Source organism: Miniimonas sp. S16 (assembly GCF_057748195.1).
The window spans coordinates 3,479,433-3,492,153 of sequence record NZ_CM173242.1; the positions used below are offsets into that span (position 1 = coordinate 3,479,433).

At 76.2% G+C, this 12,721-nt stretch carries 13 protein-coding genes; 10 read left to right on the top strand and 3 right to left on the bottom strand.

Annotated features, from left to right (window positions below):
* Positions 1-5: 5 nt before the first annotated feature.
* Positions 6-227, bottom strand: coding sequence for an RNA-binding S4 domain-containing protein (locus AC3AQ1_RS15325; protein ID WP_108719701.1), 222 nt, complete (start codon positions 225-227; stop codon positions 6-8).
* A gap of 46 nt (positions 228-273) precedes the next feature.
* On the opposite strand from AC3AQ1_RS15325, the gene AC3AQ1_RS15330 reads away from it, so the two are divergent.
* The 3 genes from AC3AQ1_RS15330 (at position 274) to AC3AQ1_RS15340 (ending at position 2,834) form a co-directional block, all read left to right on the top strand.
* The gene (locus AC3AQ1_RS15330) at positions 274-954 is read left to right on the top strand and encodes a P-loop NTPase family protein (RefSeq protein WP_234417562.1); all 681 of its coding nucleotides are present in this window, start codon (positions 274-276) and stop codon (positions 952-954) included.
* Positions 955-1,069: 115 nt separating this feature from the next.
* Complete coding sequence (gene hisD / locus AC3AQ1_RS15335; protein WP_108719702.1) at positions 1,070-2,413, top strand: histidinol dehydrogenase; 1,344 nt, start codon at positions 1,070-1,072, stop codon at positions 2,411-2,413.
* A gap of 115 nt (positions 2,414-2,528) precedes the next feature.
* Positions 2,529-2,834 carry a PspC domain-containing protein gene (locus AC3AQ1_RS15340; RefSeq protein WP_108719703.1) on the top strand — a complete coding sequence of 102 codons (306 nt, stop codon included), beginning with the start codon at positions 2,529-2,531 and terminating at the stop codon, positions 2,832-2,834.
* A gap of 75 nt (positions 2,835-2,909) precedes the next feature.
* Here the strand turns inward: AC3AQ1_RS15340 and AC3AQ1_RS15345 are convergent, their stop codons facing one another.
* The gene (locus tag AC3AQ1_RS15345; protein WP_108719704.1) at positions 2,910-5,504 is read right to left on the bottom strand and encodes a RecQ family ATP-dependent DNA helicase; all 2,595 of its coding nucleotides are present in this window, start codon (positions 5,502-5,504) and stop codon (positions 2,910-2,912) included.
* A gap of 88 nt (positions 5,505-5,592) precedes the next feature.
* Here AC3AQ1_RS15345 and AC3AQ1_RS15350 point away from each other — a divergent pair, with 88 nt between their 5' ends.
* From AC3AQ1_RS15350 to AC3AQ1_RS15375, 6 genes are all read left to right on the top strand, one after another.
* Positions 5,593-6,756 carry a histidinol-phosphate transaminase gene (locus tag AC3AQ1_RS15350; protein WP_108719705.1) on the top strand — a complete coding sequence of 388 codons (1,164 nt, stop codon included), beginning with the start codon at positions 5,593-5,595 and terminating at the stop codon, positions 6,754-6,756.
* Positions 6,753-7,361 (top strand): imidazoleglycerol-phosphate dehydratase HisB, encoded by a 609-nt coding sequence (hisB, locus tag AC3AQ1_RS15355; protein WP_108719706.1) that lies wholly within the window; start codon positions 6,753-6,755, stop codon positions 7,359-7,361. Before AC3AQ1_RS15350 ends, hisB begins: the two co-directional genes overlap by 4 nt.
* Complete coding sequence (locus AC3AQ1_RS15360; protein ID WP_108719707.1) at positions 7,358-8,140, top strand: hypothetical protein; 783 nt, start codon at positions 7,358-7,360, stop codon at positions 8,138-8,140. Before hisB ends, AC3AQ1_RS15360 begins: the two co-directional genes overlap by 4 nt.
* Positions 8,141-8,208: 68 nt before the next feature.
* Positions 8,209-8,868 (top strand): imidazole glycerol phosphate synthase subunit HisH, encoded by a 660-nt coding sequence (gene hisH, locus AC3AQ1_RS15365; RefSeq protein WP_234417564.1) that lies wholly within the window; start codon positions 8,209-8,211, stop codon positions 8,866-8,868.
* 137 nt (positions 8,869-9,005) lie between these two features.
* Complete coding sequence (priA, locus tag AC3AQ1_RS15370; protein WP_108719708.1) at positions 9,006-9,758, top strand: bifunctional 1-(5-phosphoribosyl)-5-((5-phosphoribosylamino)methylideneamino)imidazole-4-carboxamide isomerase/phosphoribosylanthranilate isomerase PriA; 753 nt, start codon at positions 9,006-9,008, stop codon at positions 9,756-9,758.
* Positions 9,759-9,765: 7 nt separating this feature from the next.
* Positions 9,766-10,728 (top strand): SseB family protein, encoded by a 963-nt coding sequence (locus tag AC3AQ1_RS15375; RefSeq protein WP_199916484.1) that lies wholly within the window; start codon positions 9,766-9,768, stop codon positions 10,726-10,728.
* 167 nt (positions 10,729-10,895) lie between these two features.
* On the opposite strand, the gene AC3AQ1_RS15380 is transcribed toward AC3AQ1_RS15375, so the two are convergent.
* Complete coding sequence (locus AC3AQ1_RS15380; RefSeq protein WP_159096594.1) at positions 10,896-11,642, bottom strand: hypothetical protein; 747 nt, start codon at positions 11,640-11,642, stop codon at positions 10,896-10,898.
* A gap of 245 nt (positions 11,643-11,887) precedes the next feature.
* On the opposite strand from AC3AQ1_RS15380, the gene AC3AQ1_RS15385 reads away from it, so the two are divergent.
* On the top strand, positions 11,888-12,697 hold the full coding sequence (locus tag AC3AQ1_RS15385) for an alpha/beta hydrolase (protein WP_108720284.1): 810 nt from the start codon (positions 11,888-11,890) through the stop codon (positions 12,695-12,697).
* Positions 12,698-12,721 lie beyond the last annotated feature (24 nt).

Consider the following 12,721-nt stretch of genomic DNA (forward strand, 5'->3'; position numbering starts at 1 on the left):
ACGGCTCAGGCGGACGTGACGACGACGCGCTCGACGCCGCGGGGCAGCGACACCTCGACCACCGCACCGACCGCGACCTGACGCCCGCGGCGGGACTCGGGCTCGCCGTCGACCGTCACCGCGTCGTCGGCGAGAAGCTCCTTGGCCTGGGCGCCGTCCTCGACGAGCCCGGCCAGCTTGAGCAGCTGACCGAGGCGGATCGACTCGTCGCGGATCGGGATGTCCATCCGGTCATTGTGCCCCGCGGCCGCCGCGGGCTGGCAGGATCGAGCGGTGGACGAGTCTGCTGCGCAGCCGTCGCCCGAGCAGATGCCGGAGCAGATGCCGGTGCCCGTGCCGCACCGCCCTCAGCAGGACCGCTCGGCCTCGACGCCCGACGGCGAGCCCGCCCGCCCGCGACGGGTGCGGGTGGTGGGGGTCTCCGGTGCCGGCAAGACGACGCTCGCCGCCGAGGCGGCGCGTCGGCTCGGCGTCGCGCACCTCGAGCTCGACGCCGTGTTCTGGGACCGGGACTGGACGCTCCGGGACGTCGAGGAGGCGCGTGCGCTGGTGCGGGAGTTCGTCGCGGCGCACCCGAACGGCTGGGTCGCGGACGGGAACTGGCGCACGAGGCTCGAGGGTCTCCTCGAGCCCGGCACCCCCGGGGGAGCCGACCTCGTGGTGTGGCGGGACCACTCGCGTGCCCTCGTGATGTCCCGGCTGGTGCGCCGGACCGTGCGGCGCGGCGTGCTGCGCGAGGAGCTGTGGCACGGCAACCGGGAGAACCCCGCGGACTGGATCCGGCGGGACCCGGAGGAGAACATCCTGCTGTGGGGCTGGACCCAGCACGGGCCGACCCGGACCCGGTTCGCCCCGCGGGTGGGTGACCCGACGTTCCTGCGGCTCGGCGGTCGGCGCGCCGTCGCCGCGTGGCTGGACTCGCTGGGGCCCGCCCGAGCCGACACGCTGGGCTGACCCGCCAGGGCCGGTGCCTCTGCGCCACCACCCCTGGGCCGGCGGTCCTGACCCGACGGTTGCGCGGGTCGGCACTCGCGGCGCGCCGGCGGCTCGCGCCCTAGACTCGGTGCCCGTGATCTCCCGCATCGACCTGCGTGGTCGGACCCTGACCGCCGCCGAGCTGCGCCGCGCGATCCCGCGCGCGGATCTGGACGTCGAGGCCGCCACCGGGGTGGTCGAGCCGATCCTCGCCGCCGTCCGCGACACCGGTTCGGTGGCGCTGCGCGACCTCGCCGAGCGGTTCGACGGCGTGCGCCCGGTGCACCTGCGGGTCCCGGCGTCGGCGCTCGCGGCCGCGCTCGAGGCGCTCGACCCCGAGCTGCGGGCGGCGCTCGAGCTGGCGACGGCGCGCGTGCGCCGCGGCCACGAGGCCCAGCTCCCGCAGGCCACGACGACGCAGCTCGCCCCCGGCGCGGTGGTGCGCCAGCGCTGGGTCCCGGTCCGCCGGGTCGGGCTCTACGTGCCGGGCGGGCTGGCCCTGTACCCGTCCAGCGTGGTGATGAACGTCGTCGCGGCGCAGGTCGCGGGGGTCGAGGGCCTCGCGGTCGCAAGCCCGCCGCAGAAGGACAACGACGGCCTGCCCGACCCGACCGTGCTCGCGGCGTGCGCGCTGCTCGGCGTGACCGAGGTCTACGCCGTCGGCGGCGCGCAGGCGATCGGCATGTTCGCCTTCGGCGCCGTCGAGCACGACGCGGTGGCAGGCGACGAGAGCACGGTCGGGTCGGTGCTGTGCGAACCCGTCGACGTGATCACCGGGCCGGGCAACGTCTACGTCGCGGCGGCCAAGCGCGCGGTGCGCGGCGCCGTCGGGATCGACGCCGAGGCCGGGCCGACCGAGATCGCGATCCTCGCCGACGCGACCGCCGACGCCGACCACGTCGCGGCCGACCTCGTCTCGCAGGCCGAGCACGACCCGAACGCGGCCTCGGTCCTGGTGACCGACTCGACCCGGCTCGCCGACGCCGTCGAGGAGCGCCTCGACCAGCGGGTCGCGGCGACGAAGCACACCGCTCGGGTGCGCGCGGCTCTCGGTGGCCCGCAGTCCGCGATCGTGCTCGTGGACGACGTCGAGCACGGCCTGGCCGTCGTCGACGCCTACGCCGCGGAGCACCTCGAGATCCAGACGGCCGACGCCGCTGCGGTGGCCGAGCGCGTGCGCTCGGCCGGCGCGATCTTCGTCGGCGCCTACTCGCCGGTCTCCCTGGGCGACTACGTCGCCGGGTCCAACCACGTGCTGCCCACCGGGGGGTGCGCGCACTACTCCTCGGGCCTCGGCGTCATGAGCTTCACGAAGTCGGTGCAGGTGATCGAGTACACGCGCGACGCGCTCGCCGAGGTGACCGGACCGCTCGTGGCGCTCGCGAACGTCGAGGACCTGCCCGCGCACGGCGAGGCCGCGCAGGCCCGCTTCCTCTGACGTCGAGCCGAGGTCCCGCGCCGACGCCGACGCCGACGCCGGCACCAAGATCAGGGTCGCGGATGGGGGATCGCCCCGATCCGCCCCGCGCGTGCGCTCGCCTACCGTGAAGGACATGGACTCCTTCTTCGACCTCATCCGTCGGACCGGCTTCCGCCGTGGTCCGGACCGCATCCTCGGCGGCGTCTGCGCCGGCATCGCCCGTCAGCTGGGCCTCGACGTCTGGATCGTGCGGCTCGTCGTCGCGGTCCTGCTGCTCCTCCCGGTGCTCAGCTGGGTCGTCTACGCGATCGCCTGGCTCCTGCTGCCGTGGCAGGACGGCACGATCCCGCTGCAGAGCATGCTCACCGGGTCGGCGCGGCCGCAGAACGCGGACCGTGCGAGCGGCGTCGAGCAGGTGCCGCACGCTCAGGACCGCTGAGGCACCAGATCCCTCGGCCGAGGCGCCACGGCGCCGGTGCTTCGCCGAGGCACCTGCCCTCGGCCGTCGTCGAGGTCAGCGCACGCCCAGCACGAACGGGTGGACGGCCCGGGCACCGGCGAGCCGGAGCAGGCGCGCCGCGAGCGTGAGCGTCCAGCCGGAGTCGGTGTACTCGTCGACCAGCAGCACCGACCGGCCCGGCAGGCCCGCCGCGGCCGCGGGTGACAGGTCCAGCTCCAACCGCTGCTGGACCGCGGCGAGCCGCTGCGCCGAGTTCACGTCGTGGCGGGTGGGCGGCGCGTCGCCCCGAGCGACGAACCGCCCGACGACCGGGACGCCCAGCACATGCGCGGCACCCTTGGCCAGGTGGTCCACGAGCTGCGGCCGGGTCGTCGAGTCGACGAGGACCACGCCGTCGATCCTCGTTCCCTCGGCCACGAGCCGCTCGAGCAGCGAGCGCACCGCGGGACGCAGGTCGGCCGGGACGGGTCCGTCACCCGCGCCCGGCCCGACGGCGTCGCGCACCGCCGCGGACAGGCCCACGCCGTCGAGCCGCGCCACGGCCGACCCGGCCTCGGCGCGCTCCTCGACGGCGATCCGCCCGGCGAGCGGGACGCCGAGCGTCGCCATGCCGGTGGGCCACTGCCGCCGCGGGACGACCTCGACGCCGGCCCGGGCGAGCGCGACCCGCACCTCCTCGACCGCGGCGGCGTCCGGCAGCGGCGCGAACCACGCCCCGGCGCACAGGTCGCACCGGCCGCACCGCCACCCGGGCGTGAGGTCGGGGTCGTCGAGCTGCGCTCGCAGGAACCCCAGCCGGCAGTCGTCGGAACCGGCAAGCCGCTCGTAGGCGAGCATCGCGGCCTGCTCGTCCTCGCGCGCCCTGGCCACCCGGGCGTACCGCTCGGCGTCGTACGTCCACGGCCGCCCCGTGGCCCGCCACCCGCCGCGCACCTTCTCCACGGCGCCGTCGACGTCGAGCACGGACAGCATCATCTCCAGGCGGGAGCGCCGCAGGTCGACCTCGGTCTCGAGCCGCGCGGTCGAGGCCGTGCGGTCCGGCGCGTGCTCGAGCGCGTCCAGCACCGTGCGCACCGTCTCCTCCGCCGGGAACGCGAGAGAGCCGAAGTAGGCCCAGATCGCGGCGTCCTCGGGACCGGGCGCGAGGACGACGTCGGCGCGAGCCACCCCGCGGCCGGCGCGGCCGATCTGCTGGTAGTAGGCGATCGGCGAGCCGGGTGCGCCGAGGTGCACGACGAACCCGAGGTCCGGCTTGTCGAACCCCATGCCCAGGGCCGACGTCGCGACGAGCGCCGTCACCCGGTTGGCCAGGAGGTCCGCCTCGAGCTGCTCGCGCTCGGCCGGATCGGTGCGTCCGGTGTAGGCCGCGACCTCGTGACCGGCCGCGCGCAGCCGGCTCGCGACCTCCTCGGCGGCCGCCACGGTGAGGCAGTAGACGATGCCGGAGCCGCTGCCCGCCGCGGCGGCCTGGCGCAGGTAGCCCTCGAGCCACGTGACGCGCACCGCCGAGTCGGCGCGCGGGAGCACCGCGAGCCGCAGCGACTCGCGGTCCAGCGAGCCGCGCAGCACGAGCACATCCTCGTGCGGTGCGGTCGCCGCGTCCGGCCCGTTCCCGCCGCTCGCGCCCGTGCCCGCGCCCGTGCCCGTGCCCGCGCCCGTGCCCACGCCGCTTCCGCCGGCCGTGTCCGCCGAGACCCCGAGCTGCTCGGCGACGTCGGCGCTCACCCGGGCGTTCGCCGTCGCCGTGGTCGCGAGCACCGGCGTACCCGCGGGCAGGTCGGCAAGCAGCGTGCGGATGCGTCGGTAGTCCGGCCGGAAGTCGTGCCCCCAGTCCGAGACGCAGTGCGCCTCGTCCACGACGACGAGCCCCGCCTCGGCGGCCAGGCGCGGCAGCACCTCGGCACGGAACCCGGGGTTGTTGAGGCGCTCGGGCGAGCACAGCAGCACGTCGACGTCACCGGCGGCGATCGCGGCGTGCACCGACTCCCACTCGGTGACGTTCGCGGAGTTGATCGTCTCCGCGCGGATCCCGGCCCGGGCGGCGGCCGCGACCTGGTCCCGCATGAGCGCCAGCAGCGGCGAGACGATGACGGTGGGGCCGGCGCCGCGGGCGCGCAGCAGCGCGGTGGCGACGAAGTACACCGCCGACTTGCCCCACCCGGTGCGCTGCACGACCAGCGCTCGCCGGCGCTCCGCGACCAGCGCGTGCACGGCGCGCCACTGGTCCTCCCGCAGCGCCGCGTCGACCCGCCCGACGAGCGCCCGCAGCGCCGCCTCCGCCTCCTCCCGCAGCGCAGGGGAGTCGACGTCGGCGACGTCGACGGCGCGGACCTCGGTGCGCGCCGGCGGCGTCGCGGACGCGTCGCCGGTCGGAGCCACCGACCGGTCGCCGGTGTGCTGAGCGGCGGGGCGAGGCGTCCGGTCGCCGGTGCGCTGCGCCGTCGGGCCGGTGGTTCGTCCGCCGCTGCGCGGGGACCGCGCCGGGCCACGCGGCGTGGTCGACGGCGACGCCGGGCCGCCGGCGCCGCCCCAGTCCGCCAGGTCCGGCGGGGCGGCGTCGTACTCCGGGTCGTACGGCGGTTCGTCAAGCGGGACCTCGAGCCGGTCGGAGGCGTCGAGCCCGCCGGTGGAGTCGGGAGAGATCGGCATGCGAGGAACGCTACGTCCCGGCGCCGACAAGGACGGCCCCGGAGGAGCTCGCCGAGTGCCGTCGTCCACAGGCTCCTAGACTTGCCCCGTGACCCCCTCGACCACGGGCTGCGTGCTGCCCGTCCGTCCCGAGCTCTCCGGCGAGGTGCCCTACGGCGCCCCGCAGCTGGACGTCCCGGTGCTCCTCAACGTCAACGAGAACCCGTACCCGCCGAGCGAGGAGGTCGTCGCGAGCATCGCCGCCGCCGTCGCCGACGCCGCCCGCGGCCTCAACCGCTACCCGGACCGCGAGTTCCGCACCCTGCGCACCGCGCTCGCCGCGTACCTGGCGCGCGAGGCCGGCGTGACGGGCCTGGACGCCGACCACCTGTGGGCCGCGAACGGGTCGAACGAGGTCATGCTGCACCTGCTGCAGGCGTTCGGCGGCCCGGGCCGCACGGCCCTGAGCTTCGCGCCGACCTACTCCATGTACCCCGAGTACGCGCGGGACACGAACACCGGCTGGGTCGCGGGCCGCCGCGAGGAGGACTTCACGCTCGACCCCGACGCGGCGGTGCGCCTCCTGCGCGAGGTGCGTCCCGCCGTCGTGCTCCTGCCCAGTCCGAACAACCCCACCGGGACCGCGCTGCCGCTCGAGACCGTGCGCACGCTGCTCGCCGCCGCCCGCACCACGGGCCCGGACGGGCCCGACGGCGCGCCCACCGCGAGCGTCATCGTGGTGGACGAGGCGTACGCCGAGTTCCGCCGCGCCGGCACCCCGAGCGCCCTCACGCTGCTCGCCGAGCACCCCCACCTCGCGGTGACGCGGACGATGTCCAAGGCGTTCGGCATGGCCGGAGCGCGGCTCGGCTACCTGGCCGCCGCGCCCGCCCTCGTCGACGCGCTGCGCGTGGTGCGCCTGCCCTACCACCTCTCGGCGGTGACGCAGGCGGTCGCGCTCGCGGCGCTCGCGCACACCGACGCGCTCATGGCCCAGGTCGCGTCGCTGCGCGAGGAGCGGGACGGCCTCGTCGCGTGGCTCGCCGCACAGGGGCTGCAGGTGGTCCCGAGCGACGCCAACTTCGTCCTGTTCGGTACGTTTGAGGCGCGGCACGAGGTCTGGCAGCAGCTGCTGGACCGCGGCGTGCTCATCCGGGAGGTCGGCCCGCCGGGCTGGCTGCGGGTGTCGGTCGGCACCCCGGAGGAGACCCGGACGTTCCGCGAGGCGCTCGCGGACGTGCTGCGCGGGCCGGGAGAGGGACGAGAGGCATGAGCGAACGACGGCGGTACGCCCGCATCGAGCGGACGACCAAGGAGTCCACCGTCCTGGTCGAGCTGGACCTGGACGGCAGCGGCGTGGTCGACGTCGACACCACGGTCGGCTTCTGGGACCACATGCTCACGGCCCTCGGCACGCACGCGCGGTTCGACCTCACGGTGCGGGCCAGCGGCGACACCCACATCGACGTGCACCACACGGTGGAGGACACCGCGATCGTGCTGGGCGAGGCGCTGCGCGAGGCGCTCGGCGACAAGACCGGGATCGCGCGCTTCGGCGACGCCACGGTGCCGCTGGACGAGGCGCTCGCGCTCGCCGTCGTGGACATCTCCGGTCGCCCCTACTGCGTGCACTCGGGTGAGCCCGAGGGCCAGGAGTACCACCTCATCGGCGGCCACTTCACGGGCTCGCTCACGCGGCACGTGCTGGAGTCCCTCGCGCTGCACGCCGGCATCTGCCTGCACGTGCGCGTGCTCGCCGGACGCGACCCGCACCACATCGTCGAGGCCCAGTTCAAGGCGCTGGCCCGGGCGCTGCGGGCGGCGGTCGCGCCGGACGAGCGCGTGGTCGGCGTGCCCTCGACCAAGGGTGCGCTGTGACGCGCGAGCCCGGCGACCCGCGGGACGACCTGCCCGAGTGGCCCGACGACGTCGTCATCCCCGACGACCTGTCCGCGCTCCTCGGCGACACCGAGGGCACGACGGCGAACCAGGCGTCCGCGGCCGGGTCGCCCCCCGCGGGGGTCGAGCCGCGAGCGGCGAGCGCTCCGGCCGCGGCGCCGTCGGAGGGGGCGGACGCCGCGGGCGGAGCCGACCTGCGCGACGGCGGGACCGCTGCCGCAGCCGACGCGGGCCCGGCCGAGGGAGAGGCCGCGGACCCGATCGTCCGCACCACCGCCGTCGTGCTCACGTCCGTGCGTCAGGCCAAGGTGCTCGCCGGTGTGCTCGCCCTGACGGGCATCGAGGCCGCCGTGGTGCCCTCGGCACGCGGCGCGCTCGCGGTGCGCTACGTCGAGCAGGCCGCGGCCGACGTCGACCCCGCCGAGGCGCTCAGCGGCATCCCGCGCGAGGCCGAGGCGCTCGGTGCGGCGCTGTCGGTCGCGACGCGCTCGGAGGTGGTGCTGCTCGCGGCGCGCGTCGACGAGGTCGACGGCGAGATCGCCGGCCAGGTCAAGGCCCGGCGCTACCGCGGGGGTCAGGTGGCGGACGAGCCTCCGCCGGGACTCGTGCTCGCGCAGGCTGACCAGGTGGCCGAGCGACTCCTCATCGGCCTGGTGCAGGCGCCCGAGGTGCCCGGTTACGTCAGCTCGGCCGACCTCGCCAAGCCCGCGGGCCGCTCGTTCTTCGGCCGACGCCGCAAGGGCGGTGACGACGCGTGACCGCGGCGACCGGTGCGAACCAGCCGGCACGGTTGGCACAGCCGGCACAGGCGACCGAGCTGCCAGCGGTGGCGACACCGGGCCCGCGTCCCAGCGTCGTCGTCCTGGACTACGGCTCGGGCAACACCCACTCGGCCGTGCGCGCCCTCGAGCGAGCGGGCGCGGACGTCACGCTCACCTCGAGCCCCCGCGCGGTCGCGGCCGCCGACGGGCTCGTCGTCCCCGGCGTCGGTGCGTTCCGCGCCGTGATGGAGCAGCTGCTCGCGGTGCGCGGCGACCAGCTCATCGAGCGTCGGCTCGCCGGCGGGCGACCCGTGCTCGGCATCTGCGTGGGCCTGCAGATCCTCTTCACCGAGGGGGTCGAGCACGGCGAGCGCACCGACGGCCTGGGCCAGTGGCCCGGCAGCGTGGACCGGCTCGACGCGCCGATCGTGCCGCACATGGGGTGGTCCCCGGTGCGCGTGCCCGAGGGGTCGGTGCTGTTCGAGGGCGTCGAGCACGAGCGGTTCTACTTCGTCCACTCCTACGGCGTGCAGACCGACCCGGCCGCCGCGCTCGCCGCGGCGGGTGAGACGCCGCTCTCGCCGCCGCTGGTCACGTGGGCCGAGCACGGCAGCCCGTTCGTCGCCGCCGTCGAGAACGGCCCGCTGTCCGCCACCCAGTTCCACCCCGAGAAGTCCGGTGACGCCGGCGCGCGGCTGCTGCGCAACTGGGTCCAGGCGCTGTGACCGCTGGGCACCGCCGGCGGCACGTTCCCTCGGGACGGCGCGCGCGCCGTCGTCCGACCTGATCCGACCCCGACCCGACTCGTCCGACCCCCGTCCGCGGCACGTGCGCCGCGACCTTCCCTGGAGAGTGAACCCGCATGACCGCCCCCGCCGAGCTCCCCGTGCTCCAGCTGCTGCCCGCCGTCGACGTGACGGAGGGCCAGGCCGTCCAGCTCGTCCAGGGCGTGGCCGGCTCGGGCGGGCAGTACGGCGACCCGTACGACGCGGCGCTGCGCTGGGTGGACGCGGGCGCGCCGTGGCTGCACCTCGTGGACCTCGACGCGGCGTTCGGCCGGGGATCGAACCACGAGCTGCTGGCCTCGATCGTCGAGCGGGTGAGCGGCCGGATCCAGGTGGAGCTGTCCGGCGGCATCCGGGACGACGCGTCGCTGACCCGCGCGCTCGCCACGGGCGTGCGTCGCGTGAACATCGGCACGGCCGCCCTGGAGGACCCCGACTGGACCGCCCGGGTGATCGCCGAGCACGGCGACCGGATCGCGATCGGGCTCGACGTGCGCGGGTCGCGCCTCGCGGCGCGCGGCTGGACCCAGGAGGGCGGTGAGCTCGACGACGTGCTCGACCAGCTCGAGGCCGCCGGCTGCGCGCGCTACGTCGTCACGGACGTGACGAAGGACGGCACGCTGCGCGGCCCGAACCTCGACCTGCTGCGACACGTGTGCGCGCGCACCTCCTCACCCGTGATCGCCTCGGGCGGGATCTCGACGCTCGAGGACCTGCGCGTGCTGCGCACGCTGGTGGCCGAGGGCGTGGAGGGGGCGATCGTCGGCACGGCGCTGTACTCGGGCGCCTTCACGATCGACGAGGCGCTCGACGTCGCCGGACGCGCCTGAGCCCGCGATGCCGATCTCGGACTTCCTCCCGCGCACGGGGGAGCAGCGCGCGCCCCGTGAGCTGCCGCCCGTCTCCGCCTTCGCCGGCGACGACGGCACCTGCCCGCCCGAGCTCGCGGCCGCGCTCGCGGTCCCGGTCGACCAGGCCGACCCGGAGGCAGACGCCGGAGCGGGCCCCGGAGCGGGCCCCGAAGCCGGCGCCGTGGCCGGCTCGAAGCGGCTGCGCGCGGTCGTCGCGGCCCTCGCGAGCGCCCGCGTGCTCGTGCCGGTCGTCGCGCACGAGGAGACCGCGCACGACGGCGACGTCCGCGAACGCCTGACCGGTCACCGCGAGCGGCGCACGTACTCGCGCCCCGGCGTGCCGACCGGCAGCGGAGCGGATCAGGACGCAGCGCACGACGGCGGCGCGCACCATCGACACGACGCTCACCCGGGCGCGGGGCACGAGCACGGCGTGGCGCACGACGGCGGCCGGCACGCCTCGGCGTCGATGGTCACCGTGCGCACGCCGGACGGCCGCGAGGCGCTGCCCGTGTTCTCCTCGGTCGCGGCGCTCACCGCATGGCGCCGTGACGCCCGGCCCGTGCCCCACCAGGCGGTCCGGGCCGCGATGGCCGCCGTGGACGAGGCCGGCGGGGTGCTCGTGCTCGACGCCGGGTCACCCGCACCCGTGCTGATCCCGCGGCCCGCGGTCTGGGCGCTCGCCCGGCGCGAGGCGTGGGTCCCGGCCCTGGCCGATCCCACTGTCGTGCGCGAGCTCGTCGACACCGTGCGCGGCGTCGACGGCGTGCGGTCGGCCGCCGTCGCACCCGGGGCGCGCGCCGAGGTCAAGGTGAGCCTCGCCGTCGTGCCCGGGCTGTCGCGCGAGCAGGTCCAGGGGGTGGCACAGGCGGTCGCCGCCGCGCTCGGGGAGAGCGCCGTCGTCGCCGAGCGCGTCGACTCCCTCGAGCTGGCGCTCACCTCGGCCTGACCTTCGCGCAGACGCCGTCGTCGACCGCACGTTCCGCGCGACGCCCGCGCCCGTCCAGGCCCGTGCAAGCCCGTGCCCACGTGAGCGATCGGCGAGCTCGCCGCAAGGTTCGTCGCGGTCGTCACGGCAAGTCGACGGGTCAGCGCCGCAGCCCTGACCCCAGCGGTCTAGCGACGCCGGCCGATCGCGTGGGCGACCTTCTCCGCCGTCGTCGGCACCGTGTCGCGCAGCGCCTGCGCGCCGTGCTCGCTCACCCCGAGCGCGGCCTGCGCCGCCGCGTTGGCCCCCGCCACGAACGCCTCGCCGGCCTTCTCGGTCGCGGTGCCGAAGGCGCCCGCGGCCGAGCCCGCCACCGAGGTGAAGGCCTGGCTCACGCGGTCGGTCGCCGCGCCGAACGCTCCGGCGGCGGAGCCCGCCGCGGAGGCGAACGCGGCGAACCCAGCGGTCGCGATGGTCGTCGCACCCCGCGTCACGACCGTGGCCGCGGCGACCGCCGCGACCGAGGCGACCACGGCTCCGGCGAAGGCAGCCGTACCGAGGATCACGAGGTTGGCGTCGACCGCGGGGCGCCACCGCGTCTCGCCGTTCGTGGTGACGTACGCGCCTGCGGGCCAGCCCACGACGCCGAAGGCGCCGCCGCCTCCCGACCCGCTGGGGGAGGAGCCGGCGGGCCTGGCCGCACCGTCACCGGCGTCGGTGTCGGCCCCGGCGCCGGCGGCGGCCGCGGCCGTGAAGTCGCCCTCGCCGAACCCGAGGCCGTGGCCGCCGAAGACGGTGGCGACCGGGATCACGCTGCCCGCGGGGGTCTCGATCGGGTCGCCGAACACCCGGCTGACGCCGAGCGCGCGCGAGGCCGCCTCGGTGAGCGCGGCGAGAGGGGAGGTCGGGCGGGCGGACGTGGGCTGCGCTGACATGACTGCTCCTCAACAGGGGGGCCGCCCCGGCCAGGACGACCTGGTCTCGACGCTAGCGACCAGGCTTCGACGACCCGGCGAGGCGCGCGCCGGTGTCGTAGGGCGGACGGGCCGGGCGGGTAGCGGCGGATCGCGGCGCTGACGCGCCCGGCGGTCCGGCGACGAGTCGGCGCGGCCGGGTGCTCGACCGGTCCGCGGTGCGTGTTCGGTGCCGCCACCGCGGTCGGATGGGCGAGACTGCGGCCATGGCTCTCGCGCACACCTACGTCTTCTCCGAGTCCCTGCTCATGAGCACCTCGCTCACAGTGATCCTGCCGCAGGCGACGAACGCCCAGATCGGGATGAGCGGCACACGCACCGCGGCGGACCCGCCCGTCCTCTACCTGCTGCACGGCCTCTCCGACGACGACACCATCTGGCTGCGCCGCACCTCGATCGAGCGCTACGCGGCCGACTACGGGATCGCCGTCGTGATGCCACGCGTGGAGCGCAGCTTCTACCAGGACATGGCACACGGTGAGCGGTACTGGACCTACGTGAGCGAGGAGCTGCCGGCGATCGTCCAGCAGCTGTTCCGGGTGTCGAGCCGGCGCGAGGACACGTTCGTCGCGGGCCTGTCGATGGGTGGCTACGGCGCCATGCGGCTCGGGCTCGCCCGGCCCGACCGGTTCGCGGCAGCCGCGTCGCTGTCCGGCGCGCTCGACATCGCGCACCCGTTCGTCCGCGACGCGCGCGAGGACTTCTACACGAACGCGTTCGGCGAGGCAGACGTTCAGGGCACAGGTGCCGACCTGCTGCACCTGCTGCGCGAGGCCGACCCGGCGGCGCTGCCCGCCCTCATGGTCGCCTGCGGCACCGAGGACGACCTGTGGCCGATGCAGGAGTCCTTCCTCGCCGTCGCGGCCGAGCGCGGGATCGACGTGACCACGTCGTTCGGCCCGGGGCAGCACGAGTGGGGGTACTGGGACGCGCGCATCCAGGACGTGCTCGCCTGGCTTCCCCTGGCCGGGGCCGACCGCGGCCCCGGGACCGCGTCCGGCACCGCCTCAGCCTGAGCGCGACACGCCCTCGCCACCCGG

Coding starts and splice junctions, on each gene's coding strand:
- AC3AQ1_RS15325 (WP_108719701.1), bottom strand. CDS start 227: ATGGACATCCCGATCCGCGACGAGTCGATCCGCCTCGGTCAGCTGCTC.
- AC3AQ1_RS15340 (WP_108719703.1), top strand. CDS start 2,529: ATGGACTCCTTCTTCGACCTCATCCGTCGGACCGGCTTCCGCCGTGGT.
- AC3AQ1_RS15345 (WP_108719704.1), bottom strand. CDS start 5,504: ATGCCGATCTCTCCCGACTCCACCGGCGGGCTCGACGCCTCCGACCGG.
- hisB (WP_108719706.1), top strand. CDS start 6,753: ATGAGCGAACGACGGCGGTACGCCCGCATCGAGCGGACGACCAAGGAG.
- priA (WP_108719708.1), top strand. CDS start 9,006: ATGACCGCCCCCGCCGAGCTCCCCGTGCTCCAGCTGCTGCCCGCCGTC.
- AC3AQ1_RS15375 (WP_199916484.1), top strand. CDS start 9,766: ATGCCGATCTCGGACTTCCTCCCGCGCACGGGGGAGCAGCGCGCGCCC.
- AC3AQ1_RS15380 (WP_159096594.1), bottom strand. CDS start 11,642: ATGTCAGCGCAGCCCACGTCCGCCCGCCCGACCTCCCCTCTCGCCGCG.
- AC3AQ1_RS15385 (WP_108720284.1), top strand. CDS start 11,888: ATGGCTCTCGCGCACACCTACGTCTTCTCCGAGTCCCTGCTCATGAGC.